The organism is Streptomyces sp. NPDC025806, from assembly GCF_055558275.1.
Map to the genome: position 1 here is coordinate 215173 of NZ_JBVHMU010000009.1, position 23780 is coordinate 238952.

22 protein-coding genes are annotated in these 23780 nt (G+C 72.8%); 17 read left to right on the plus strand and 5 right to left on the minus strand.

The window, feature by feature from the left end:
• Positions 1-5: 5 nt before the first annotated feature.
• Positions 6-1517 (minus strand): APC family permease, encoded by a 1512-nt coding sequence (locus tag ACZ4E1_RS22225; RefSeq protein WP_467541691.1) that lies wholly within the window; start codon positions 1515-1517, stop codon positions 6-8.
• A gap of 139 nt (positions 1518-1656) precedes the next feature.
• On the opposite strand from ACZ4E1_RS22225, the gene ACZ4E1_RS22230 reads away from it, so the two are divergent.
• Positions 1657-2349 (plus strand): TetR/AcrR family transcriptional regulator, encoded by a 693-nt coding sequence (locus ACZ4E1_RS22230; RefSeq protein WP_467541693.1) that lies wholly within the window; start codon positions 1657-1659, stop codon positions 2347-2349.
• Between the two features lie 227 nt (positions 2350-2576).
• On the opposite strand, the gene ACZ4E1_RS22235 is transcribed toward ACZ4E1_RS22230, so the two are convergent.
• Complete coding sequence (locus tag ACZ4E1_RS22235; RefSeq protein ID WP_467541954.1) at positions 2577-3281, minus strand: FadR/GntR family transcriptional regulator; 705 nt, start codon at positions 3279-3281, stop codon at positions 2577-2579.
• Between the two features lie 231 nt (positions 3282-3512).
• On the opposite strand from ACZ4E1_RS22235, the gene ACZ4E1_RS22240 reads away from it, so the two are divergent.
• The 8 genes from ACZ4E1_RS22240 (at position 3513) to ACZ4E1_RS22275 (ending at position 11738) form a co-directional block, all read left to right on the plus strand.
• Positions 3513-4613 carry a sugar ABC transporter substrate-binding protein gene (locus ACZ4E1_RS22240; protein ID WP_467541695.1) on the plus strand — a complete coding sequence of 367 codons (1101 nt, stop codon included), beginning with the start codon at positions 3513-3515 and terminating at the stop codon, positions 4611-4613.
• Between the two features lie 8 nt (positions 4614-4621).
• Entirely contained in the window at positions 4622-6130 is a 1509-nt protein-coding gene (locus ACZ4E1_RS22245) for a sugar ABC transporter ATP-binding protein (protein WP_467541697.1), read from the plus strand.
• A gap of 209 nt (positions 6131-6339) precedes the next feature.
• Entirely contained in the window at positions 6340-7383 is a 1044-nt protein-coding gene (locus tag ACZ4E1_RS22250; protein ID WP_467541699.1) for an ABC transporter permease, read from the plus strand.
• A 27-nt stretch (positions 7384-7410) separates the two neighbouring features.
• Positions 7411-8769 (plus strand): L-fuconate dehydratase, encoded by a 1359-nt coding sequence (locus ACZ4E1_RS22255; protein WP_467541701.1) that lies wholly within the window; start codon positions 7411-7413, stop codon positions 8767-8769.
• The gene (locus ACZ4E1_RS22260; protein ID WP_467541703.1) at positions 8766-9536 is read left to right on the plus strand and encodes an SDR family NAD(P)-dependent oxidoreductase; all 771 of its coding nucleotides are present in this window, start codon (positions 8766-8768) and stop codon (positions 9534-9536) included. The genes ACZ4E1_RS22255 and ACZ4E1_RS22260 overlap by 4 nt, the downstream gene beginning before the upstream one ends.
• Positions 9537-9547: 11 nt before the next feature.
• The gene (locus ACZ4E1_RS22265) at positions 9548-10555 is read left to right on the plus strand and encodes an aldo/keto reductase (protein ID WP_467541705.1); all 1008 of its coding nucleotides are present in this window, start codon (positions 9548-9550) and stop codon (positions 10553-10555) included.
• The gene (locus tag ACZ4E1_RS22270; RefSeq protein WP_467541707.1) at positions 10552-10866 is read left to right on the plus strand and encodes an L-rhamnose mutarotase; all 315 of its coding nucleotides are present in this window, start codon (positions 10552-10554) and stop codon (positions 10864-10866) included. The genes ACZ4E1_RS22265 and ACZ4E1_RS22270 overlap by 4 nt, the downstream gene beginning before the upstream one ends.
• Entirely contained in the window at positions 10863-11738 is an 876-nt protein-coding gene (locus tag ACZ4E1_RS22275; protein ID WP_467541709.1) for an amidohydrolase family protein, read from the plus strand. Before ACZ4E1_RS22270 ends, ACZ4E1_RS22275 begins: the two co-directional genes overlap by 4 nt.
• Here ACZ4E1_RS22275 and ACZ4E1_RS22280 read toward each other — a convergent pair.
• On the minus strand, positions 11699-13105 hold the full coding sequence (locus ACZ4E1_RS22280; RefSeq protein WP_467541711.1) for a lipase maturation factor family protein: 1407 nt from the start codon (positions 13103-13105) through the stop codon (positions 11699-11701). The two genes, ACZ4E1_RS22275 and ACZ4E1_RS22280, sit on opposite strands and share 40 nt — an antisense overlap.
• 113 nt (positions 13106-13218) lie before the next feature.
• On the opposite strand from ACZ4E1_RS22280, the gene ACZ4E1_RS22285 reads away from it, so the two are divergent.
• Entirely contained in the window at positions 13219-14343 is a 1125-nt protein-coding gene (locus ACZ4E1_RS22285; protein WP_467541713.1) for a DUF6777 domain-containing protein, read from the plus strand.
• Between the two features lie 25 nt (positions 14344-14368).
• Here the strand turns inward: ACZ4E1_RS22285 and ACZ4E1_RS22290 are convergent, their stop codons facing one another.
• Positions 14369-14902 (minus strand): maleylpyruvate isomerase N-terminal domain-containing protein, encoded by a 534-nt coding sequence (locus ACZ4E1_RS22290; protein WP_467541715.1) that lies wholly within the window; start codon positions 14900-14902, stop codon positions 14369-14371.
• 71 nt (positions 14903-14973) lie between these two features.
• Between ACZ4E1_RS22290 and ACZ4E1_RS22295 the strand changes: the two genes are divergently transcribed.
• From ACZ4E1_RS22295 to ACZ4E1_RS22305, 3 genes are all read left to right on the plus strand, one after another.
• Positions 14974-15882, plus strand: a complete 909-nt coding sequence (locus ACZ4E1_RS22295) for a LysR family transcriptional regulator (RefSeq protein ID WP_467541717.1) — start codon at positions 14974-14976, stop codon at positions 15880-15882.
• 22 nt (positions 15883-15904) lie between these two features.
• Positions 15905-18007: a SpoIIE family protein phosphatase gene (locus ACZ4E1_RS22300; protein WP_467541719.1), complete on the plus strand. Its 2103-nt coding sequence runs from the start codon at positions 15905-15907 to the stop codon at positions 18005-18007.
• A 112-nt stretch (positions 18008-18119) separates the two neighbouring features.
• Positions 18120-18983 (plus strand): Fpg/Nei family DNA glycosylase, encoded by an 864-nt coding sequence (locus ACZ4E1_RS22305; RefSeq protein ID WP_467541721.1) that lies wholly within the window; start codon positions 18120-18122, stop codon positions 18981-18983.
• A gap of 6 nt (positions 18984-18989) precedes the next feature.
• Here the strand turns inward: ACZ4E1_RS22305 and ACZ4E1_RS22310 are convergent, their stop codons facing one another.
• Positions 18990-19658, minus strand: a complete 669-nt coding sequence (locus ACZ4E1_RS22310; protein ID WP_467541723.1) for a hypothetical protein — start codon at positions 19656-19658, stop codon at positions 18990-18992.
• 62 nt (positions 19659-19720) lie between these two features.
• Here ACZ4E1_RS22310 and ACZ4E1_RS22315 point away from each other — a divergent pair, with 62 nt between their 5' ends.
• From ACZ4E1_RS22315 to ACZ4E1_RS22330, 4 genes are all read left to right on the plus strand, one after another.
• Positions 19721-20470, plus strand: coding sequence for a LytR/AlgR family response regulator transcription factor (locus tag ACZ4E1_RS22315; RefSeq protein ID WP_467541725.1), 750 nt, complete (start codon positions 19721-19723; stop codon positions 20468-20470).
• 68 nt (positions 20471-20538) lie between these two features.
• Positions 20539-20883: a hypothetical protein gene (locus ACZ4E1_RS22320; protein ID WP_467541956.1), complete on the plus strand. Its 345-nt coding sequence runs from the start codon at positions 20539-20541 to the stop codon at positions 20881-20883.
• Entirely contained in the window at positions 20880-22586 is a 1707-nt protein-coding gene (locus ACZ4E1_RS22325; protein WP_467541728.1) for a sodium/solute symporter, read from the plus strand. The genes ACZ4E1_RS22320 and ACZ4E1_RS22325 overlap by 4 nt, the downstream gene beginning before the upstream one ends.
• Positions 22583-23779 carry a sensor histidine kinase gene (locus tag ACZ4E1_RS22330; RefSeq protein WP_467541730.1) on the plus strand — a complete coding sequence of 399 codons (1197 nt, stop codon included), beginning with the start codon at positions 22583-22585 and terminating at the stop codon, positions 23777-23779. Before ACZ4E1_RS22325 ends, ACZ4E1_RS22330 begins: the two co-directional genes overlap by 4 nt.
• The last annotated feature ends 1 nt before the right edge of the window (position 23780 follow it).

Below are 23780 nucleotides of genomic sequence, written 5' to 3' on the forward strand. Positions count from 1 at the left end.
GATGTTCAGCGGACGACGTTCTCGGAGGTGTTCTCGGGCGTGTCCTCAGGTGTGGTCAGTTCGACCGCGTCGGCGTCGGTGCCGCGCCCGGTGACGAAGTAGGGCGAGCGGCGCCGGTACTTGGCGAAGGCCGCCATCACGAGGCCCGAGACGATGATCGCTCCGGGGACCGACAGCATGAACCAGCCGTTGTCCGGGGAGAGTTCGAAGTGGTCGCTCATCGTCGCGTAGTCCCGGCCCAGGTAGATCCCGATGACCAGCAGCGCGATGCCGCTCAGACCGGGCGCGACCACGGCACGCAGCGCCTCGCCCCGGTCGGTGCGCAGCAGGCCGCGGAAGCGGACGGCGCAGGCCAGCGCGGTGAGGCCGTAGTAGAGGGCGACCACGAGGCCGATCGAGTTCACGGCCGCGAGGATCATCTCGTTGAGCTTGGGGATCGCGAGGGCGAGCAGCGCGATGGCCGCCGCGATCGACGTGACGAGGACGGTGCCGAGCGCGGGGGAGCCGTACTTCGGGCTGATCTTCGTCCAGACCTGTCCCATCGTGCGGTCCCGGCCCATCGCGAGCATGCCGCGCGCCGTCGGGATCACGCTGGACTGGAGCGAGGCCACCGCGGAGAACAGCAGCGCCATGAGCGGCAGGCTCGCCAGCGGCTCGTCGGCCAGCTTCGCCCCGAGATACGTGAGCGCCTGCGGGCCCTGCTCGACCAGCTCCTGGAGAGACATCTCGCGCTGGAAGGCCACGGACCCGTACAGGAACAGGGCGAGCATCGTGAACAGCGCGATGAAGCCGCCGCGGCCCGCGTCGCGCACGTCCTTGGTCTCCTCGGTGACGCTGAACGCGGCGTCCCAGCCCCAGAAGAAGAACACGGCGAGCACCAGGCCCTGCGCGAACCCGGTGCCGCTGTGGATCGCGAACGGGTTCAGCCACGACCAGGAGAAGTCGTGCGAGCCGGTCACCAGGGACCAGCCGCAGAAGCCGAGGAGGACCGCGTACTCGAAGACGAGCAGCCAGGTCTGCAGGCGGGTCGCCTTGCGGACGCCGGTGATCGCGGTGACCGTGACGGCGACCAGGATCAACAGGCCGACGACGGTCGCCAGAGCGGTCGAGTTCGGGTCTAGACCGAGGCCGAGCAGCGAGTGCAGACCGGCCTTGTTCGCGAACTGGAGGAACACCGAGCCGGTCACCGCGGTCGTGTACGCCATGAAGATCAGCGTGCCCAGCAGGGTCACCCAGCCGGTCAGGAAGCCCAGCCAGGGGCCGAGCGAGCGGCCGACCCAGACGTAGCCGCTGCCCATGTTCTGCTCGTGCCGGTTCAGCCGGGCGTACGCCATCGCGATGCCGAGGATCGGGACGAACGCGACGAGCAGGATCGCCGGGGCCTGGAGCCCCACCGTCATCGCGAGCGAGCCCATGCCGATGCCGATACTGGTGGTCGCGGCGGTGCTGGAGGCGGCGACGGCGATGCCGTCGACCACACCGAGGGAACGGCGCAGACCTGGTGGTTCACTTCTCATGGACGCACTCCTGAAGAGGCCAGGGGGGTGTGAGCTGTGGGGGAGGCTGCGATCAAACAGGCCTTGTCAGCATTGCGTCAATGGTGTTGACATAAGGGGAGCGCGAGGTGACCGGGCGGTGACGGAGAGGGCGTGACGGATGGCGGACGGACGGGTTCCGGAGGAGCGGAAGCGGCGCAGGCCCACGAAGACGGGCCTGCTGCTGTCGGAGGACGTGATCGTGGACTGCGCGCTGCGCCTGGTCGGGCAGCACGGCCCCGACGCGCTCAGCGTCCGCCGGCTCGGCGCGGCCCTCGGCTGCGACCCCAGCGCCCTGTACCGCTACTTCCACAACACGGACGATCTGCTGCTCGCCGTCGCCGACCGGATCATCGGCGGCGCGATGGAGGGCTTCGAACCGGACGCGATGGACTGGCGCGCGGGGCTGTACGAGATGGGGATGCGGATCCATCGCGGATACCGGGCGCACCCGCGGGTCGCGGCGCTCGCCGCGTTCCGCGTGACCCGGCGGGCGCACGAGTTCCGGGCCGTCGACACGGGGATCGGGCTGCTGCTGCGGGCGGGGTTCGCGCCCGCGGACGCCGTGCGGTGGTACTCCGTGTTCGTCGACACCGTGCTGGGGCACGCGGCGCTCGACGCGGCGTACGTGGCGCTGCCGGACGAGCGGCGGGGGGCGGACGATCTTGCCTGGGGGGCGGTCTACGCGGAGCTGCCCGAGGGGGAGCATCCGCACATCGCGGCGGTTCGGCCGCATCTGTCGCAGATGGCGGGGAGCTCGTTCGAGGGGGCGCTGGATCTGCTGATCGGCGCGCTGGGCGCTGCCGCGCCGTAGCGGGCGGTCGGGTCTCGTCGCCGGGTGCCGCCCGGTGGGGGCTGGTCGCGCAGTTCCCCGCGCCCCTGAAATGCATGCCCTTCGGGCGCATTTCCCCGATCAAGGTGCGGGGCGCCTGTCGTCGGGGGAAGGCGCGGCGAAGCCGCATGCCTTCCAGGGGCGCGGGGAACTGCGCGACCAGCCCCCACCGGCCGGTGGTCGACACGCGGCCGGTGGGCCTACGGCGATCAGTCCCGCGGCAGCTGCGCGCGCAGCCACGCCTCGACCTCGCCCACATGCGCCGCCGCCGCGGCCCGCGCCGATTCCGGATCGTGCGCGGCCAGCGCCGCGTGGATACGGGCGTGCTCGCGCCGGGTCCGCTCGAACGCGCCCTCCTCCTGATACCCCCGCCACACCCGCGCCCGGAACGTCCGCGACGACAACCCCTCCAGGATCGCCGCCATCGTCTCGTTCCCCGCGGCGGCCACGATCGCCCGGTGGAAGGCGAGGTCGTGGGAGAGGATCTCCTCCGGGTCGTCCGTGGCGTCCATCGCCGCCAAGTGCTCCTCCACCTCGGCGAGTTGGGCCCGGCTGATCCGCGCGGCCGCGAGCGCCGTAGCCGTCGACTCCAGGATGCGGCGCACTTCGAGGAGCTCCACGAGCTGCGGCCCGCGCGACAGATCGGCCACGACCCCGAAGGTCTCCAGCAGGTCGCCGGCCTCCAACTGCGTGACGTAGATGCCGGATCCGTGCCGGGCCTCCAGGACCCCGAGCACGGTCAGCGCCCGGATCGCCTCCCGCATCGAGGAGCGGGAGATGCCGAGCTGGGCGGCCAGATCCCGTTCCGTGGGCAGCCGTTGCCCCGGCTCCAGGCTGCCGCTGCCGATCATCGCCTTGAGCTGCTCGATCGCGCGCTCCGTGACGGTGCCCCTCCGGGGCGCGGTCTGCTCCACGATGACGTCCTCCCGCTGCTGGATGCGGCGCAGTCTAACCAGCAAGGTGGTCCGACCACTACGGGGATGGTCGGACCTATCCGAGGTCTCGGAGGCGTAAAACCCGAGAAAACTTGGCTCCGCAGGGTGTTGGTCGGACCAAGTGGTCTGATAAATATTCCGGCGCGGCCACCGTCGGGACGGGCAGGGCGAGGTCGCACCCCATGACTTCCGGAGCCGAGGAGCGGTCCGATGACTGGCACCACGAAGCGCACGTACGGTTCGAAGGGCGGGGCGGCCGCACGGCGGCGGACCCTGCGCGCGGCGGCCCTCCTCGGTGCCGCCGCCCTCGCTCTGAGCGCCTGCGGCAGCACCAAGGACGACGCGGCCGGCGCCGGGGGTGGCGGCGGGGGCGACGGCAAGGGCAAGGTCGGCGTCATCCTGCCCCTGCTGACCTCGCCGTTCTGGCAGTCGTACAACGACTACGTGCCGAAAATGGCGAAGTCCGAAGGCGTCGACGCGCTCAAGACCGTCAACTCCAACAGCGACCCCTCGCAGCAGATCACCGACATCAACAACCAACTCAACCAGGGCGTCAAGGGCCTCGTCGTCGCCCCGCTCGACAGCGCCGCCATCGCCGCCGGCCTCGACCAGGCCGAACGCAAGGGCGTCCCCGTCGTCGCCGTGGACGTCGCGCCCGAGAAGGGCAAGGTCGCCATGGTCGTGCGCGCCAACAACGTCGCGTACGGCGAGAAGGCCTGCGAGTACCTCGGCGGCCAGGTCAAGTCGGGCAAGGTCGTGCAGATCATGGGCGACCTGGCCTCGGTCAACGGACGCGAGCGCTCCGAGGCGTTCCGCACGTGCGTGAAGCAGAAATTCCCGAAGCTGAAGGTCCTGGAGATCCCCGCCAAGTGGGAGTCGGACGCGGCGGCCTCGAAGCTCGACACCCTCCTCAACGCCAACCCCGACATCAAGGGCATCTACATGCAGGCGGGCGGCGTCTACCTCGCCCCCACCCTCCAGACCCTCAAGTCCAAGGGCATGCTCAAGAAGGCCGGCGAGAAGGGCCACATCGCGATCGTCTCGAACGACGGCATCCCGCAGGAGTTCGACGCGATCCGCAAGGGCCAGATCGACGCGACCGTCTCCCAGCCCGCCGACGCCTACGCCAAGTACGGCATGTACTACATCAAGGCGGCGATGCAGGGGAAGACGTTCAAGCCCGGCCCGACCGACCACGACTCGGAGATCGTCAAGCTGCCGAGCGGCATCCTCGAGGACCAGCTGCCCGCGCCGCTCGTCACGAAGGACAACGTCGACGACCCGAAGCTGTGGGGAAACACGGTCAAGTGAGCGCCGACGTGAGCACCCCGCTGGTCGAGGCGCGGGGCATCGCCAAGCGGTACGGGCCCACGGTCGCCCTCGCCGACGGCCGCCTCACCGTGCGCGCGGGCGAGTCCCACGCGCTCGTCGGCCGCAACGGCGCGGGCAAGTCCACCCTCGTCACCGTCCTGACGGGCCTTCAGGAGCCGGACGCGGGAACCCTGTTGTTCGACGGGGAACCCGCGCCGCCCCTCGGCGACCGCGAGGCCTGGCGCGCCAAGGTGGCCTGCGTCTACCAGAAGCCCACCGTCGTCCCCGAACTCACCGTCGCCGAGAACCTGTTCATCAACCGGCAGCCCGAGGCCCGCCGCGGCTTCTTCAGCTGGAAGAAGCTGCACACCGAGGCCGCCCGGCTGCTCGACACCTGGGACATCCATGTCGACCCCGGCGCCCGCACCGCCGACCTCAAGGTCGAGGACCGCCAGATGGTCGAGATCGCCCGGGCCCTCAGCGGCGGCGCCCGCTTCATCGTCCTCGACGAGCCGACCGCCCAGCTCGACAACCGCGAGATCGAGCGTCTCTTCGCCCGCATGCGGGCCCTGCAGGACTCCGGCGTCACCTTCCTCTTCATCTCGCACCACCTCCAGGAGGTCTACGAGGTCTGCCAGACCGTCACCGTGCTGCGCGACGCCCGCTGGATCACCACCGCGCCCGTCGCCGAACTGCCGCGCCCCGCACTGGTCGAGGCGATGGCGGGGGAGGCGATCGCCGAGCAGGCGGCCGCCGCGGCGGAGGCGGTCGTCGAGCAGGACGGCGTGGACGCGACGGTCGTCCTCGACGTGCGCGGCCTGACCTCGGACACGTACCGGGACGTCGACCTCACCGTGCGGCGCGGCGAGGTCGTCGGACTCGCCGGATCCAGCGGCAGCGGCAAGATCGCCCTCGCCGAGTCGCTGGCCGGCCTGCACACCCCGGCCTCCGGCACCGCCCGGATCGACGGCGCGCCGCTGCCCTTCGGCGACGTCTCCGCGGCCCTCGCCGCCGGCGTCGGCTGCGTACCCCGCGACCGCCACGACCAGGGCCTCGTCACCGGGATGTCCATCGGCGACAACGCCACGATGTCCGTCCTCGGGCGGCTCGGCCGGTACGGGTTCGTGGGCACGGACCGAAAGCGCTCCGTCGCCCGTGACCTCATCGAACGCCTCGACATCCACGCCGAGGGCCCCGAACAGCCCGTCTCCGACCTCTCCGGCGGCAACGCCCAGAAGGTCGTCATGGCCCGCGCCCTCGCCTCCGACCCGCACCTGCTCGTCCTCATCAACCCCACGGCCGGCGTCGACGTGAAGTCCAAGGAGTCACTGCTGCGCCGCGTCGACCACGCCCGCGACGACGGCACCGCCGTCCTGGTCGTCTCCGACGAGCTCGACGACCTCCGCCGCTGCGACCGCGTCCTGGTCCTCTTCCACGGCAAGGTCACAGCAGAACACCGAGCCGGCTGGACCGACCAGTCCCTGATCGCCTCGATCGAGGGCGTCGACGATGAGTAGCCCGATCCCTGAGGGCGCACGAAGTGTGCCCTTCAGGGGCGCGGGGCTGTATCGATCAGCGACTCCGTCGCGGCGCGCGACCAACGCCCCTGACGGCGCACGAAGTGCGCCTCTCAGGGGCGCGGGGAACTGCGCGACCAGCCCCAACGCACCCGCACCCGCCAACCAAACCCACACCCCTACGGCGAATCCGCGCCCAGGAGCCCACCATGGCTGACACACAGGCCCCGTCGGCCTCGACCCAGCAAACCCCCACCAAGTCCCAGGCCCACCCTCGAACCAGCCCCAAGAACATCGCGCTCCGCCGCGCACGCGAACTCGCCCTCGTACCCGCCCTGCTCCTCCTCCTCGTCCTGGGCGCGATCCTCAACGACTCCTTCCTCACCGAACGCAACCTGATCTCGATCCTGGGCGCCTCCGCCGCCCTCGCGATGGTTGTCCTCGCCGAGTCCCTCGTCCTGATCACCGGCAAGTTCGACCTCTCCCTCGAATCGGTCGTCGGCATCGCCCCGGCGGTGGGCGCACTCCTCGTGCTCCCCGTGGCCCAGTCCGGCTTCGGAACGGAGTTCCCCGCCGCGCTCGCCCTGCTCTCGATCCTCGTCGTGGGCGCGGTCATCGGCGCGTTCAACGGCATCCTCGTCGTCAAGCTGAAGCTCAACGCGTTCATCGTGACGCTCGCGATGCTGATCATCCTGCGCGGCCTGCTGGTCGGCGCCACCAAGGGCAAGACGCTGTTCGGCATGCCGGACGCGTTCTTCTCCCTCGCCACGACCACGTTCCTGCGCATCCCCATGTCCGTGTGGCTCGCCGCGATCGCCTTCGGCGTGGCCGGCCTGATCCTCAAGTACCACCGCGTGGGCCGCGCCCTGTACGCCATCGGCGGCAACGCCGACGCCGCCCGCGCCGCCGGCATCCGCGTCGAACGCGTCATGCTCGGCGTGTTCGTCGTGGCCGGCGTCCTCGCCTCCGTCGGCGGCATCATGCAGACCGGCTACGTCGGCGCCATCAGCGCCAACCAGGGCAACAACATGATCTTCACGGTGTTCGCCGCGGCCGTCATCGGCGGCATCAGCCTCGACGGCGGCAAGGGCACCATGTTCGGCGCGCTCACCGGCGTCCTCCTGCTCGGCGTCGTCCAGAACCTGCTCACCCTCGCCCAGGTCCCGTCCTTCTGGATCCAGGCCATCTACGGCGGAATCATCCTGCTCGCCCTCATGATCGCCCGGGTCACCACCGGCCGCGCCCAGGACTGATCACCGCCCCCGCCCGAAAGGCAGCCCGTGACCCCGACCACCCCGCGCGTCACCGCGGTCGACACGTACGACATCCGGTTCCCCACCTCACGGGAACTGGACGGATCCGACGCGATGAACCCCGACCCCGACTACTCCGCCGCCTACGTCGTGCTCCGCACCGACGCCGCCGACGGCCACGAGGGACACGGCTTCACCTTCACCATCGGCCGCGGCAACGACGTCCAGGTCGCCGCGATCCGCGCCCTGCGCCACCACGTGATCGGCCGCCCGCTCGACGAGCTGTGCGCCGACCCCGGCACCCTCAACCGCGACCTGATCGGTGACAGCCAACTGCGCTGGCTCGGCCCCGAGAAGGGCGTGATGCACATGGCGGTCGGCGCCGTCGTCAACGCCGTCTGGGACCTCGCCGCCAAGCGCGCCGCCAAACCCCTGTGGCGGCTGCTCGCCGACGCCGAACCCGAATGGCTCGTCTCCCAGGTCGACTTCCGCTACATCGCCGACGCCCTCACCCCGCAGGAGGCCCTCGACCTGCTGCGGGCCGGACGGGAAGGCTCCGCCGCGCGCACCGCGACGCTCCTCGAACGCGGCTACCCCGGCTACACCACCTCGCCCGGCTGGCTCGGCTACTCCGACGAGAAGCTCACCCGGCTCGCCCGGCAGGCCGTCGCCGACGGCTTCACCCAGATCAAACTGAAGGTCGGCGCCGACCTCGCCGACGACATCCGCCGCTGCCGCACCGCCCGTGCCGTCATCGGCCCCGACATCCGCATGGCCGTCGACGCCAACCAGCGCTGGAACGTCGACGAGGCCGTCGAATGGACCCGAGCCCTCGCCGAGTTCGACCCGTACTGGGTCGAGGAGCCCACCAGCCCCGACGACGTCCTCGGGCACGCCGCGATCCGCCGCGCCGTCGGCCCCGTCAAGGTCGCCACCGGCGAACACGTGCAGAACCGCATCGTGTTCAAGCAGCTCCTCCAGGCCGGCGCGATCGACATTCTCCAGATCGACGCCGCCCGCGTCGGCGGGGTCAACGAGAACCTCGCGATCCTGCTGCTCGCCGCCAAGTTCGGCGTCCCCGTCTGCCCGCACGCCGGCGGCGTAGGCCTGTGCGAACTCGTCCAGCACCTCTCGATGTTCGACTACGTCGCCCTGTCGGGAACGACCGAGGACCGCGTCATCGAGTACGTCGACCACCTCCACGACCACTTCCTCGACCCGGTCGTCATGCGCCACGGCCACTACGCCGCCCCCACCGCACCCGGTTTCTCCGCCGCCATGCGCCCCGCGTCCATCGCCGCATTCACCTACCCCGACGGGGAGTTCTGGGTGAAGGACCGCGCCGGACAGCCCGCCACCCACCAGCCGAACGGAGCCGCAGCATGAGCGACAACAGCGTCCAGGACTTCGCCGGACTCAAGGCCCTCGTCACCGGTGGCGCCTCCGGACTCGGCCGCGCCACCGCCGAACTCCTCGCCGCGCGCGGCGCCGACGTCGCCGTACTCGACCTCGACACCTCCACCGTCGACAAGCCGTTGCGCGCCCACACCGCCGACGTCACCGACGACGCCTCCGTACGGGCCGCCGTGACCGCCGCCGTCGACGCCCTCGGCGGACTCGACGTCCTCGTCAACAACGCGGGCATCGGCGCCCAGGGCACCGTCGCCGACAACGACGACGCCGAATGGCACCGCGTCCTCGACGTCAACGTCGTCGGCATGGTCCGCGTCACCCGCGCCGTCCTCCCCGCCCTGCGCGCCTCCCGCCACGCCGCGATCGTCAACACCTGCTCGATCGCCGCCACCGCCGGACTCCCGCAGCGCGCCCTCTACTCCGCGTCCAAGGGCGCCGTCCAGTCCCTCACCCTCGCCATGGCCGCCGACCACGTCCGCGAGGGCATCCGCGTCAACTGCGTCAACCCCGGCACCGCCGACACCCCCTGGATCGGCCGGCTCCTCGACAAGGCCGACGACCCGGCCGCCGAACGCGCCGCCCTCGAAGCCCGCCAGCCCACCGGCCGGCTCGTCTCCGCCGACGAGGTCGCCGGCGCCGTCGCCTACCTCGCCAGCCCGCTCTCCGGCGCCACCACCGGCACCTCCCTCGCCGTCGACGGCGGCATGCAGGGCCTGCGGCTGCGCCCCGCCGGGCAGTGACGGAGACCGCGATGCGCACCCGCACCCTCGGCCGCTCCCGCGTCCCCGTCACCGCCCTCGGCTTCGGCGCCGCCGGCATCGGCAACCTCTACACCCCGGTCGGCGACGACACCGCCCGCGCCGCCGTCGACGCCGCCTGGGACGCGGGCGTCCGCGCCTACGACACCGCCCCGCACTACGGCATCGGCCTGTCCGAACGCCGCCTCGGCGCCGCCCTGCGGACCCGGCCCCGCGCCTCGTACACCCTGTCCACCAAGGTCGGCCGCCTCCTCACCCCGTACGAAGGCGGCGGTGACGACCTCGACCACGGCTTCGCCGTCCCCGCCACCCACCGCCGCGTCTGGGACTTCAGCGCCGCCGGGGTCCGCCGCTCCCTGGAGGACAGCCTCGAACGGCTCGGCCTCGACCGCGTCGACGTCGTGTACCTGCACGATCCCGACGACCACGCCGAACAGGCCTTCACCGAGGCGTACCCGGAGCTGGAGCGGCTGCGCGCCGAAGGGGTCGTCGGGGCCATCGGCGCCGGAATGAACCAGGCGGAGATGCTCGCCCGCTTCGTCCGCGACACCGACCTCGACGTCGTCCTGTGCGCCGGCCGCTACAGCCTCCTCGACCAGCGCGCCCTCACCGGCCTCCTGCCCGCCGCCGCCGAACGCGGCGTCTCCGTCGTCGTCGGCGGCGTCTTCAACTCGGGCCTGCTCGCCGACCCGAAGCCCGGCGCCACCTTCGACTACGCGCTCGCCCCGCCCGACACCCTGGACCGCGCCCTGCGCCTCAAGGAGCTCGCCGAGCGGCACGGCACCACCCTGCGCGCCGCCGCCCTCGCCTTCCCGTTCGGCCACCCGGCCGTCGCCGGCGTCCTCGTCGGCACGCGTTCAGCAGCTGAAGTCACGGACACTGCGCGGAAGTTCGCGACTCCGGTGCCGGACGCCTTCTGGCAGGACGCCCGGGAGGCGAGACTGATCGGCGCGGACATCCCCGTCCCCGCAGCGAGCCCAGAACAGGAGCAGCCCGCGTGAGAGTCGCCCTGCACACCAAGGTCCGCGCCGACCGCGTGGAGGAGTACGAGCAGGCCCACCGCGAGGTCCCCGCCGAACTCACCACCGCCATCCGCGCGGCCGGTGCCACCCGGTGGACGATCTGGCGCAGCGGCACCGACCTGTTCCACGTCCTGGAGTGCGAGGACTACACGCGGCTGCTCGCCGAGCTGGACCGGCTCCCCGTGAACATCACCTGGCAGGCCCGCATGGCCGAACTCCTCGACGTCGTCCACGACTACTCCGCCGACGGAGCCGACGCCGGACTCCCCGTCGTCTGGGAGCTGCCGTGAGCGCGGGGGAGGACCTCGGGATCATCGACGCCCACCACCACGTCTGGGATCTCGGCGTCCGCGACCAGGACTGGATCACCGGTCCCGAACTCGCCCCGATCCGCCGGGACTTCACCATGGCGGACCTGGTGCCGGAGGCGCGCGCGGCCGGTGTCGGGGCCACGGTCCTCGTGCAGACCGTGACCGTCGCCGAGGAGACCCCCGAGTTCCTCGCGCTCGCCGAGAGCGATCCGCTCGTCGCCGCCGTCGTCGGCTGGACGGACCTGACCCGCCCGGACGTGGCCGACACGCTGGACCGCCTGCGCGAGCTCCCCGGCGGACGCCACCTCGCCGGCATTCGCCACCAGGTCCAGGGTGAACCGGATCCGGAATGGCTGCTCCGGGACGATGTGGCCGGGGGGCTGAAGGCGCTCACCGCGGCCGGCCTCGTGTACGACCTCGTCGTGCTCCCGCACCAACTGCCCGCCTGCGTCCGGGCCGCCGCCCGGCACCCCGAGCTCACCTTCGTCCTCGACCACGCGGGCAAACCACCGGTATCCACAGGCGAGTTGGAGTCCTGGGCCATCGACCTGCGCGCACTCGCCGCCCTGCCCAACACCGTCTGCAAACTCTCCGGCCTCGTCACCGAAGCCGACTGGAAGCGCTGGACGGTCGCCGACCTGCGCCCGTACGCGGACACCGTGCTGGACTCCTTCGGCCCCGAGCGCGTGATGTTCGGCTCCGACTGGCCGGTGTGCACGCTCGCCGCGTCGTACGGCCAAGTAGTGGAAGCAGCACGGGAGTTGGTGGGCGGCGCGGACGCGGAAGTCTTCGCGGGGACGGCGCGCCGGGTCTACCTCAGCCGGGTCGGGGGCAGGAACTCGCGCACGTAGGTCCGCTCCCACCACGCGCCCGTCTCCCGCAGCTCCCGCCACGTCGTGTACCGGTAGCGGAACACCCGGGCCCGGACGAAGGCGGGCGGGGTCTCGGGGAACGGGTTGTGGCGCAGCAGCCGCAGCGTGTCCCGGTCGTTGTCCAGGAGCCGCTCCACGAGCGGACCGAACCACGGCCGGGCGTACGCGGGGGACAGCGCGGCGAACCACATCAGCCAGTCGAGCCGCAGATGGTACGGGGCGAACTGGCGGGGGAGCCGGCGCGGATCGCCGGGCTTGCCGCGGAACTCGTAGGCCCGCCACTCGGCGTCCGGGCCCGGCCCGGCGTCGGCCGTCCCCTCGATGACGATCTCCTCCCGGACCCGGCCCACGCTGCCGAACGCGCCGTACGTGTTGACCAGGTGCAGCACGTCGTAGGACCGGTTCATGCTCTGGTGGCGGGACAGCAGATTGCGGACCGGGCGCACGCTCAGGACGGCGACCAGCGCCGTGAGCGCGAGGACGAGGATCTCGTACCAGAGCGGCGCGGCGGGCAGCGCGGGCGGGGTGTGCAGCGGGGAGAGGTCGAGGGCGGACGCGGCGAGCACGATCGCCAGCCAGTTCAGCCACGCGAAGTTCCCGGACAGCACCAGCCACAGCTGCGTCACGATCATCACGGACGCGGCCACCGTCGCGACCGGCTGCGGGGTGAAGAGGAGGAACGGGACGGCCAGCTGCGTCACATGGTTCGCCGCGACCTCCACACGGTGCAGCGGGCGCGGCAGATGATGGAAGAACCAGCTCAGCGGGCCCGGCATCGGCTGCGTCTCGTGATGGAAGTACAGACAGGTCAGCTTCCGCCAGCACGCGTCCCCGCGCAGCTTGATGAGACCCGCGCCGAACTCGAGGCGGAACAGCAGCCAGCGCAGCAGGAACAGCACGAGGACCGGCGGCGCCACCTCGTCGTTGCCCAGGAACACCGCGAGGAACCCGGTCTCCAGGAGCAGCGTCTCCCAGCCGAAGCCGTACCAGGTCTGCCCCACGTTCACGATCGACAGATACAGCGCCCAGGGAACCAGCCACAAGGGCAGCGTCGCCCACAACGGCACGAGCCGGTCCACGCCCGCGAGCAGCGCCACCGACAGCGCGGCCCCGGCCCAGGCGCACCCCGCGAAGAACCGGTCCGAGTAGCGCAGCCGGAACAGCGTCGGCGCCGCCCGCCACGGCACCCGCTCCAGATACCTCGGTACGGGCGTCATCCCGTGCTCGCCGATCAGCGCCCGGAACTGCAGCGCGGCCCCGGCGAACGCGACGAGGTACACCGCCGCGAGACCCCGCTGGAACACCAGCCGGGCGAGCCAGTAGTCCGAGGCGACGAACCAGTCCACCCCTCCAGTGTGAGCCCCGCCCGGCAGCCCCGGCACGACTTGCGGGGCCGTACGGCCTGCGCCCGACTGGAGCGGAGAGATCACAGAACGCCGCTGTCCAGCTGGGAGAACACGTGCGCGCACGGATCAGGACCAAGACATACGTCACCGCGCTCGGTATATCCGCCGCGCTGCTGCTCGCCGGGTGCTCGTCCGGCGAAGGGGCCGGTGAGCAGACCGTGGGGGTCGCCGCCGGTGCCAAGGGCACGCTGCACCTGCAACCGATCGCCGACGACGGCCCCGACCCCTTCACGGACTCCACCGCCACATCGGACGCGACACCGCCACCCGTCACCCGAACGCCGCAACCGGCCCCGAGCGGCAGCGCCACCGGCAACCCCGAAGGCCTGACGTCCTACTCCGGGTCCACCCCGGGCCTGTACGGCGGCACCCGCTCCGTAGGCAGCTGCGACGTCGAGAAGCAGGTCCGCTTCCTCACCTCCGACCAGGGCAAGGCGGGCGCCTTCGCCAAGGCGAGCGGCATCGACCGGGCGGACATCGCGAGCTTCCTGCGCGGACTCACGCCCGTCGTGCTGCGCGTGGACACCCGCGTCACCAACCACGGCTACCGCGACGGCAGCGCCACCAGCTTCCAGTCCGTCCTCCAGGCCGGCACCGCCGTCCTCGTCGACCGGCACGGCCTGCCCCGGGTCCGCTGCGCCTGCGGCAACCCGATCGCCGCCCCCGTCGCCCTCAAGGGCACCCCGCGCCAGAAGGGCAAGGCCTGGGAGGGCTACCGGCCCACCGAGGTCGTCGTCATCGTCGCCGCCCCGAAGATCATCCAGAACATCACCATCATCAACATCGTCAACAACACCTGGATCCAGCGCCCGATCGGCGACGACGGCCACCACGACAAGCCGGTCCCGCCGCCCAGCCCCACCCCGACCTCACCGTCACCCAGCCCCAGCGACTCCGAGACCTCGCCGAGCCCCTCCGACTCGGACTCCGACTCCGCGTCCCCGAGCGACAGCCCGTCGAGCAGTACCTGCCCGACCCCCACGGCGACGAGCACCCCCGTCAGCCCGTCCCCCTGGCCCTCCGGCTGCCCCACCCCGACCCTCGCCTCGGACTCCCCGTCCCCGGACACCTCCGCCGACTCCCCGGGCCCCGACACGGTCTCCGACGCCCCGGACCAGCCCGACAGCGGCGGACTGATCCCGGACGCCTCGTCCCAGGACGACGCGACGGACAGCTGACCCGGGCGCCCGGCCGGGGCCCGTCTCAGCGGGACGGGCTCCGGCCGAAGGCGCGCAGCACCAGTTCCTGAGCCGGCGCCTCCAGGGTCTGCGTGGCGCCGGACCCGCCGAGCGACCAGTCCAGATCCGTCGCCCGCAACGCGTGGTGCTCCAGCCCCGACCGGAAGAACCGCAGGGAGCCCGCGGCGAGCCCGCCCACCGGCGGGGTCCACGGATGCGTCGCGTTCTCCCGCAGCGCCGCCGCTAGCGCGCGAGGCGCCATGGCCGCCGCGTCACGCCGGGCGACCCGGTCGGTCATGCGGTGCAGCCGTCCGCCCGAGCGAGCCAGCTCGCCGAGCGTGCGCGGCAGCGAGAGCCGGAAGCCCATGGACAGGTGGGCCGCCACCTCCCGCACCCGCCACCCCGCGCACAGACTCGGCGCGTCCCACTGTTCGGCGCTCAACCCGTCCAGCACGTCCGCCAGTTCGCGCCGCTCCGCCGCGATCACGGCCCGCAGCCGCGCCTTCGCCGCCCCTGCTTGCCCTGTTTCCGGCCCGTCGCTCCGTGTTCTCGTCGCCATGATCCCCAGCGTGCGGGCCGCGCGCCCATAAGTCCAAGAGCGGTTCTGTCTGCGACCTAGAATCAACAGTTATGGAATTCAGGCAGCTCCAGTACTTCGTCGCGGTCGTCGAGGAGGGCGGGTTCACGCGGGCCGCCGCCCGCCTCCACCTCGCCCAGCCCGGCATCAGCGCGCAGATCCGCCGACTCGAACGCGAAATCGGCCAGCCCCTCCTCGACCGGACCGGTCGCGCCGTCCGCCTCACCCCGGTCGGCGCGGCCGTCCTGCCCCACGCCCGCGCCGCCCTGGCCGCGGCCGCCGCCGTCCGGGAGACCGCCGACGCCCACACCGGCCTGCTACGCGGGCACGTCACCCTGGGACTCGTCACCGGGGCCGCCGAGCGGGCCTTCGACATCCCCGGTCTGCTCGCCGACTTCCACGCCGCCCACCCGCACGTCGAGATCACCCTCACCGAGGACTCCAGCGAACGCATGCTCACCGCCCTGCACCAGGGCGACCTCGACCTCGCCGCGGTCGGCGTCGCCGAGCACGACCCGCCGCCCGGACTCACGTACGAGATCCTCGTCGACGAACCGCTCGTCGCCGCCGTGCACCCCGACGACCCGCTCGCCGCCCGGACCCGGCTGCCGCTCGCCGCGCTCGACGGGCGCCGCCTGATCGGCCTGCCGCGCGGCACCGGCGTGCGGGCCGTGCTGGAACGGGCCTGCGCGGGCGCCGGGTTCCGCCCGCAGGTCGCGTTCGAGGCCGGTACCCCGCTGGTCCTCGCCCGGTTCGCCGCGCGTGGCCTCGGCGTGGCCGTGCTGCCCGAGATCTCCGCCGCGCAGGCCGCCGCGATCGGCGTACGCGTGCTGCCGTTCGCGGACCCCGCGCTCCGCGCCCGCGTCGCCCTCGCCTGGCGCAGCGCGGGCCCGCCGAGCCCGGCCGCGGCGGCCCTGCTCGACCGGCTCCGGGCCGCTCTCGTCCCGGGTGCGGGGGCCTGATCCTGCGCCTAGCGTGTCCTGTATGGACGCGGGAGCCGGGGTCGGACACGGACCTGAGGCGTCCCCGGCCGGGGACAGCCAGGACGATCACGCGCGCGGATTCCTGGAGGCGTACGGGCGCGGCCTGCGGATGGGCAGTTTCGAATGGGACCTGGAGTCGGGGCTCATGCAGATGGACGCCCAGGCCCGCGACGTGTTCGACCTCCACCCCGACGAGTACGACGACCACCCCGAGACCCTCGCGTCGCGTGTGCCGCCCCACGACGCCCAGCGGCTCGACGCCGTCGTCTCCCAGGCCCTCAAGAACGGATCCGAGAACTACGGGGCCTACTTCCGGATCCGCACGCGCGACGGGCTCCTGCGCTGGACCCACACCCGCGGGTACATCCGCCGCGACGCCGACGGCCGGCCGCGGCGCATCGTCGGCATCGTGCGCGACGCCACCGAGGAACTCAACGACGCCACCGTGCAGCACGAGCGCGAGGCCTACTCCGCGGCCCGGCGCCGCGAGACCAGTGTCGTGCAGAGCACCACCGCCGCCCTCGCCCACGCCCGCACCGTCCGCGACGTCATCGAGGTGCTCCGCGAGTCCCACGGCATCGAACGGCTCGGCGCCTCCAACTTCCTCATGGGCCTCGTCCGCGCCGGCCGCATCCACCTCGTCGCCGAAGGGCCCTCCGGCAGCTTCGTGCCCGGCACCCAGGTCACCCGACTGGACGACCCGTACCCGATGAGCGAGGTCGTGCGCAGCCTCAAGCCCCGCTTCGTCGACTCACCCGAGGACTTCGCGCGCTCCTACCCGCAGTTGTGGCCGCACGTCTCCCACCTCGGCATCCAGTCCGCGGCCTATCTGCCGCTCATCGCCCAGGCCCGCCCGATCGGCGTCGTCGGCCTGCTCTACCACGACCGCAAGGGCTTCGACGAGACCGAGCGCAACGTCCTCATCGCCCTGGGCAGCAGCATCGCCCAGAGCCTCCAGCGCGCCATGCTCTACGAGCAGGAGAAGGACCTCGCCCAGGGCCTCCAGCAGGCCATGCTGCCGCGCTCCATCCCGAACGTGCCCGGTGCCGACCTCGCCGTCCGCTACCGCTCCGCCTCCCTCGGCCGCGACATCGGCGGCGACTGGTACGACGTCATCCCGCTGCCCGGCGGACGCGTCGGCGCCGTCATCGGCGACGTCCAGGGCCACGACACGCACGCCGCCGCCGTCATGGGCCAGCTCCGCATCGTGCTGCGCGCCTACGCCGCCGAGGGACACACCCCCGCGACCGTCATGGCCCGCGCCTCCGTCTTCCTCCACGAACTCGACACCGAACGCTTCGCGACCTGCCTGTACGCGGAGGCCGATCTATCCACGGGCGTCGTGCAGTTCGTCCGCGCCGGGCACCTCGACCCGCTGCTGCGGCTCACCGACGGCACCTGCCGCCGGCTGCCCGTCGAGGGCGGCCTCCCGCTCGGCCTGTCCGCCATGTTCGGGCGGCTCGAGTACCCCGTCACCACCGTCGACCTCGACCCCGGCCAGACCCTCCTGCTGTGCACCGACGGCCTCGTCGAGGAACCGGGCATCGACCTCGACGACGGCATGCGCACCCTCACCGACCTCGTCCGCTCCGGCCCCGCCGACATCGACCAGCTCGCCGACCGGCTGTGCACCTCCGTCGACGAACGCGGCGGCGAGGACGACGTCGCCCTCCTCCTGCTGCGCCGCAGAGGCGCCGGCGCCCCGCAGAGCCGCGGCCGGCTCACCGAACACGTCCCGCCCGGCGACCCCGCCGCGCTCAGCGCCGCCCGGCACATGATCCGAGCCGCCGTCCGCGCCTGGGGCGGGCGCGACCGTGCCGACGAGATCGAGCTGGTCGCCGACGAACTCATCACCAACGCCCTGATGCACACCGACGGCCCGGCCGTCGTCACCCTGCGCGTCCTGACCGGCCCCGACCGCAGACTCCGCGTCGACGTGGAGGACACCTCCAGCGCCCTGCCGCGCCGCCGCGAGGCGGGCGACGACGGCGTCTCGGGACGCGGCCTCCTCCTCGTCGACCGGCTCGCCGACGTGTGGGGCGTGGAGGCGCGCGGCGGCGGCAAGTGCGTCTGGTGCGAGTTCCTGACCCCCGCCCACGTCTGACCCCTGCCCACGTCTGACCCCTGCCCACGTCTGACCCCCGCCCACGTCCGACCCCGCCCACGCCCGAGGCGCCTCCCGGGCCCCGCGCGGCGAACGGTGGCACTCTGGTTCCATGCCGGAACTGCCCGAGGTCGAAGCGCTCAAGGACTTCCTCACCGAGCACCTGGTGGGGCACGACATCATGCGGGTCCTGCCCGTCGCGGTGAGCGTCCTCAAGACGTACGACCCGCCGCCGACCGCCCTCGAAGGCCGCACCGTCACCGAAGTCACCCGGCACGGCAAGTTCCTCGACCTCGCCACGGACGGCGGCCCGCACCTCGTCACCCATCTCGCCCGCGCGGGCTGGCTCCAGTGGAAGGACCGCCTCCCCGACGGCCCGCCCAAGCCGGGCCGCGGCCCGCTCGCCCTGCGCGTGGCCCTGGAGACCGGCGCCGGATTCGACCTCACCGAGGCCGGCACCACCAAGAAGCTCGCCGTGTACGTCGTCCAGGACCCCGGCGACGTACCGGGCGTCGCCCGCCTCGGCCCCGACCCGCTCGCGGACGCCTTCGACGAGGCCGCGTTCGCGGGACTCCTCGCGGGGGAGCGGCGCCAGATCAAGGGCGCCCTGCGCGACCAGTCCCTCATCGCGGGGATCGGCAACGCGTACAGCGACGAGATCCTCTGGGCCGCCAAGATGTCCCCGTTCAAGCTCGCCGCGACGCTCACCCCGGAGGACATCCACACCCTCTACACGGCGCTGCGCGACACCCTCACCGACGCCGTCGAACGCTCGCGCGGCGTCGCCGCCGGACGGCTCAAGGCCGAGAAGAAGAGCGGCCTGCACGTCCACGGCCGCACCGGTGAGACGTGCCCCGTCTGCGGCGACACGATCCGCGAGGTCAGCTTCAGCGACTCCTCGCTCCAGTACTGCCCCACCTGCCAGACCGGCGGCAAGCCGCTCGCCGACCGCCGCATGTCCCGCCTGCTCAAGTAGCCCCGCTCACCGGCCCCCGGCCGGCACCGTCAGCAGCCGGGCCCCGCCCGCCGCCCGCACCTCGAACCGCGCGATCCGCCCCGGGGACAGCGCCGCCCCACCGCTCACCCGCACCCGCTCCCCACGCACCGCCCAGCTCGCCACCGTCTCCTCGCTGCCGTCCCGCCCCACCGCCACCAGCGCGCACACCCGCGGCCCGCCCCCGTCCCGCACCTCCAGGTCCACGGCCGTGCCCCACGCCCGCGCGTCCGCCGTCACCGTCGCCGCGACCCCCGTCCGCGCGTTCCGCCCGCGCAGCGTCACCGCGCCCCGATCCCCGGACCCGCCCCCGGCGAGCACCGCGCCGAACCCGCCCGCGAGCACCACAAGGCCCGCGACCGCCCCCGCCCACCGCACCCGGCGCCGCGCGCCCGCCCGGGCCGCGGCCAGCCCCTCCAAGACGCCGCCGAGCCGCGCGGGCCGGGGGAACAGCTCCACACACGGCGGCGTCGCCCGCGCGTACAGCTCCAACAGCCGTGTCGTGGACCCGAGTTCCGCCACGTACCCCGCACACACCGCGCACCGCCCCAGATGATCCTCGTAGCGGAACCGGTCCGCGGCGCCGAGGACCCCCAGCGCGTACGCACCGGCGTCACGATGCCGACCCCGCGATCCCGTCCAGTCGTTCTCCTCCACGCCGATGCATACGCAGGAGCCGCCCGGCCCGCTCAACACACCGGCCGATTACACTCCGCCGCATGCTGCGCGCACTCGCCGTCGACGACGAGGAACCCGCCCTCGCCGAACTCCTCTACCTCCTGCGCTCCGACCCCCGCATCCGCAGCGCCGAGGGCGCCACCGACGCCACCGAGGCGCTGCGGCGCATCGGCCACGCCCTGGAGGCGGGCCCCGGCGGCGAGGACGCCGTCGACGTGCTCTTCCTCGACATCCACATGGCGGGACTCACCGGGCTCGACGTGGCCCGCCTGCTCGCCGGGTTCGCCCGCCCGCCGCTCGTCGTCTTCGTCACCGCCCACGAGGACTTCGCCGTCCAGGCCTTCGACCTCAAGGCCGTCGACTACGTCCTCAAACCGGTCCGCCGCGAACGCCTCGCCGAGGCCGTCGGCCGGGTCGCCGAACGCGCCGCCGTCGCCGCACCCCCGGCCACCGTCCCCGACCGCATCCCCGTCGAACTCGGCGGCGTCACCCGCCTCGTCGCCGTCGCCGACATCACGTACGCCGAGGCCCAGGGCGACTACGCCCGACTGCACACCGCCGACGGCGCCGGCCACCTCGTCCGCATACCGCTCACCACCCTCGAAGAACGCTGGCAGCCGCTCGGCTTCGTCCGCGTCCACCGCAGCCACCTCGTCGCCCTGCACCGCATCGACGAACTCCGCCTCGACGGCGGCGGCATGACCGTACGGGTCGGCAGCGCCGAGATCGCCGTCAGCCGACGCCACGCCGGCCGCGTACGGGAGCTGCTGATGCGCCGCGCAGGAGGCTGACCAGCCCCTTCCGCCGCCCGCCCGCACCTGCCTACACTCCGCCCGTGTCCGAACCACGCCGCGAAGTGGTGACCGGCGAGCCGCGCACCGCGCACGGCGCGACCGGTCCGTCCGCCCTGCGCACCCAGGGCGAGATCGACGAACAGACGACGCTCGGCGCCGCCTACGTCCGTTCCCTCATGCGCGGCCAACTCCGCACCGGCACCGTCGCGTTCACGGCCCTCGCCGTCCCCGTCGCCGTGCTGCCCCTCTTCTTCGGCGCGCTCGGCGACCCCGCCGTCGAATGGCTCGTCCTCGGCGCCGGCTGCTACCCGTTCCTCGTCCTCGTCGCCTGGTGGTACGTGCGCCGCGCCGAACGCAACGAACGCGACTTCGCGGACCTCGTCCGAGGCCGCGACACCGGAGCACCGTGAACGAGGCGTACGCGATACCCGCGGTGGCCGCCGTCGTCCTCGCCACGGTCCTCATCGGCGGCTTCGGCCTGCGCATCTCCCGTACCACGTCCGACTTCTACGTCGCCTCGCGCACCGTCGGACCCCGGCTCAACGCGGCGGCGATCAGCGGCGAGTACCTGTCGGCGGCCTCGTTCCTCGGCGTCGCCGGGCTCGTCCTCGTGCACGGCCCCGACATGCTCTGGTACCCCGTCGGCTACACCGCGGGCTATCTCGTCCTGCTCGTCTTCGTCGCCGCGCCCCTGCGCCGCTCCGGCGCCTACACGCTGCCGGACTTCGCCGAGGGACGGCTGGAGTCGCGCCGGGTGCGGCGCGTGGTCAGCGTGTTCGTCGTCGGCGCCGGCTGGATGTACCTCGTGCCGCAGCTCCAGGGGGCCGGACTCACCCTCCAGGTCCTCACGGGAGCGCCCCGCTGGGTCGGCGGCTCGCTCGTCACCGCTGTCGTCGTGCTCGCCGTCGCCGCGGGCGGCATGCGTTCCATCACCTTCGTCCAGGCCTTCCAGTACTGGCTGAAACTGACGGCGCTCCTCGTCCCGGCGTTCTTCCTCGTTCTCGCCTGGCACGGCGCGGCCCCCGCACCGGACCTCCCGGCGACGGACCTCCCGCCCACCGGAGCCGGCGCGGGCCGCCCCCTCGCCACCAGCCGCGCCGACCATCCCCTCTACGCCACGTACGGGCTGATCATCGCCACGTTCCTCGGCACGATGGGGCTGCCGCACGTCGTCGTCCGCTTCTACACCAGCCCGAACGGCCGCGCGGCCCGCCGCACCACCGTCGTCGTCCTCGCCCTCATCGGCCTCTTCTACCTGCTCCCGCCGCTCTACGGCTGGCTCGGCCGTCTGTACGCCCCCGAACTGGCCGCCGCCCAGGACGCCGACGCCACGGTGCTCCTGCTGCCCGGACGGATGATCGGCGGGGTCCTGGGGGACCTGCTCGGGGCGCTGGTGGCGGGCGGGGCGTTCGCCGCGTTCCTGTCGACGGCCTCGGGTCTGACGATGGCCGTGGCCGGCGTGATCAACCAGGACGTGCTGCCCACGCGCGGCGTCCGCCACTTCCGCCTCGCGGTCGTCCTGGCCGTCGTGTTCCCGCTCGGCGGCGCGCTCCTGGTCGACGGCGTCCCCGTGGCCGACGCGGTGGGCATGGCCTTCGCCGTCTCCGCGTCCTCCTTCTGCCCGCTGCTCCTGCTCGGCATCTGGTGGCGCCGCCTGACACCGCCCGGCGCGGTGGCGGGCCTGTTCGCGGGCGGCGGCTCGGCGCTCCTCGCGGTGACCCTGACGGTGTCGGGCGCGGCGACGACGGGCTGGCTCCACACCCTGCTGGCCTGGCCCGCGGTCTGGTCGGTCCCCGTCGGCTTCCTGACGATGATCCTGGTCAGCCTGACCACCCCCGACTCCGTCCCCCCACACACGACAGCCACGATGACCCGCCTGCACCTCCCGGAGTACCTGAGGGGGACGGGTGCAGGGGTGCCCCGAAAGGGGCGCGGGGCTGTGTCCACTGGCGGCTCCGCCGCGGGGCGCGATGGGTCGACCCCTGGGGCGCACGAAGTGCGCCTTCAGGGGCGCGGGGAACGGCGCGAGCAACCACCTACAAGGGAAACGCACCCACCGACCGCCGGTCCTACGGCGAAGGAAGCCACCCCCCGGCAGGAGGACCCCCGTTGACCGGCGGAGCCGTAGCCGCACTCGTGGCGCTGACCCCCGTCCTCCTCACCCTGGGCTACGCCCTGGGGCGCCGGGCGACGAACAAGACCCGCCACAGCGACATCGGCACACCCGTGGAGCGCGCCACCTTCGACACCCTCCACACCGCCTCCCTCGCCGCCCCACCCCTCCGCGCGGGCCTCACCGAGGAGACGGCCCGCAAATCGGCCCGCCGCCTCAGAACCCTCCTCGGCACGGACGCCCTCGCCCTCACCAACCGCTCCACCGTCCTCGCCTGGGACGGCATCTCCGAACAGGCCCACGCCGCCCACGTCATGCCCGAACTGACCCCGGCCCTCGCCGGAGGCGGCCGTTCCGTCGCGTTCGGCTGCGGCTGCGGCTCCGCGGACTGTCCGCTGCGCTGGGCGGTCGCCGCCCCCGTCGTCGCCGACGGCCGCGTCCGGGGCGCCGTGGTCGCCTACGCCCCACGCGAGTCCGCCGTCCTGGCCCGCGCCACCGACGAGGTCGCCCGCTGGGTCTCCGTCCAGCTGGAACTCGCCGAACTGGACCGCTCCCGCACCCGTCTGATCGAGGCGGAGATCAAGGCCCTGCGCGCCCAGATCTCCCCGCACTTCATCTTCAACTCGCTCGCCGCGATCGCCTCGTTCGTCCGGACGGATCCGGAGCGCGCCCGCGAACTGCTCCTGGAGTTCGCCGACTTCACCCGCTACTCGTTCCGCCGGCACGGCGACTTCACCACGCTCGCCGACGAACTGCATTCCATCGACCAGTACCTGGCCCTGGTCCGCGCCCGGTTCGGCGACCGCCTCTCCGTGACGCTGCAGATCGCCCCCGAGGTGCTCCCCGTCACGCTCCCGTTCCTGTGTCTGCAACCGCTGGTCGAGAACGCGGTCAAGCACGGCCTGGAGGGCGCGGTCACCCGCAGCCGCATCACGATCGTGGCGACGGACGCGGGCGCCGAGGCCGAGGTCGTCATCGAGGACGACGGCGTCGGCATGGACCCCGGCGCGCTCCGCGCGATCCTGCGCGGCGAGGGCGGCGCCTCCCACGGGGTCGGCCTGTCGAACGTGGACGAGCGGCTGCGCCAGGTCTTCGGCGACGATCACGGACTGGTCATCGAGACGGCCACCGGCGCGGGAATGAGGATCACGGTCCGCATCCCGAAGTACCGCGCGGGCGTGCACGCACCCTGAA

Excerpts from the sequence above, each read along its gene's own strand:
- ACZ4E1_RS22225 (WP_467541691.1), bottom strand. The coding sequence starts at position 1,517 with ATGAGAAGTGAACCACCAGGTCTGCGCCGTTCCCTCGGTGTGGTCGAC.
- ACZ4E1_RS22230 (WP_467541693.1), top strand. The coding sequence starts at position 1,657 with ATGGCGGACGGACGGGTTCCGGAGGAGCGGAAGCGGCGCAGGCCCACG.
- ACZ4E1_RS22240 (WP_467541695.1), top strand. The coding sequence starts at position 3,513 with ATGACTGGCACCACGAAGCGCACGTACGGTTCGAAGGGCGGGGCGGCC.
- ACZ4E1_RS22250 (WP_467541699.1), top strand. The coding sequence starts at position 6,340 with ATGGCTGACACACAGGCCCCGTCGGCCTCGACCCAGCAAACCCCCACC.
- ACZ4E1_RS22260 (WP_467541703.1), top strand. The coding sequence starts at position 8,766 with ATGAGCGACAACAGCGTCCAGGACTTCGCCGGACTCAAGGCCCTCGTC.
- ACZ4E1_RS22265 (WP_467541705.1), top strand. The coding sequence starts at position 9,548 with ATGCGCACCCGCACCCTCGGCCGCTCCCGCGTCCCCGTCACCGCCCTC.
- ACZ4E1_RS22290 (WP_467541715.1), bottom strand. The coding sequence starts at position 14,902 with ATGGCGACGAGAACACGGAGCGACGGGCCGGAAACAGGGCAAGCAGGG.
- ACZ4E1_RS22295 (WP_467541717.1), top strand. The coding sequence starts at position 14,974 with ATGGAATTCAGGCAGCTCCAGTACTTCGTCGCGGTCGTCGAGGAGGGC.
- ACZ4E1_RS22300 (WP_467541719.1), top strand. The coding sequence starts at position 15,905 with ATGGACGCGGGAGCCGGGGTCGGACACGGACCTGAGGCGTCCCCGGCC.
- ACZ4E1_RS22305 (WP_467541721.1), top strand. The coding sequence starts at position 18,120 with ATGCCGGAACTGCCCGAGGTCGAAGCGCTCAAGGACTTCCTCACCGAG.
- ACZ4E1_RS22315 (WP_467541725.1), top strand. The coding sequence starts at position 19,721 with ATGCTGCGCGCACTCGCCGTCGACGACGAGGAACCCGCCCTCGCCGAA.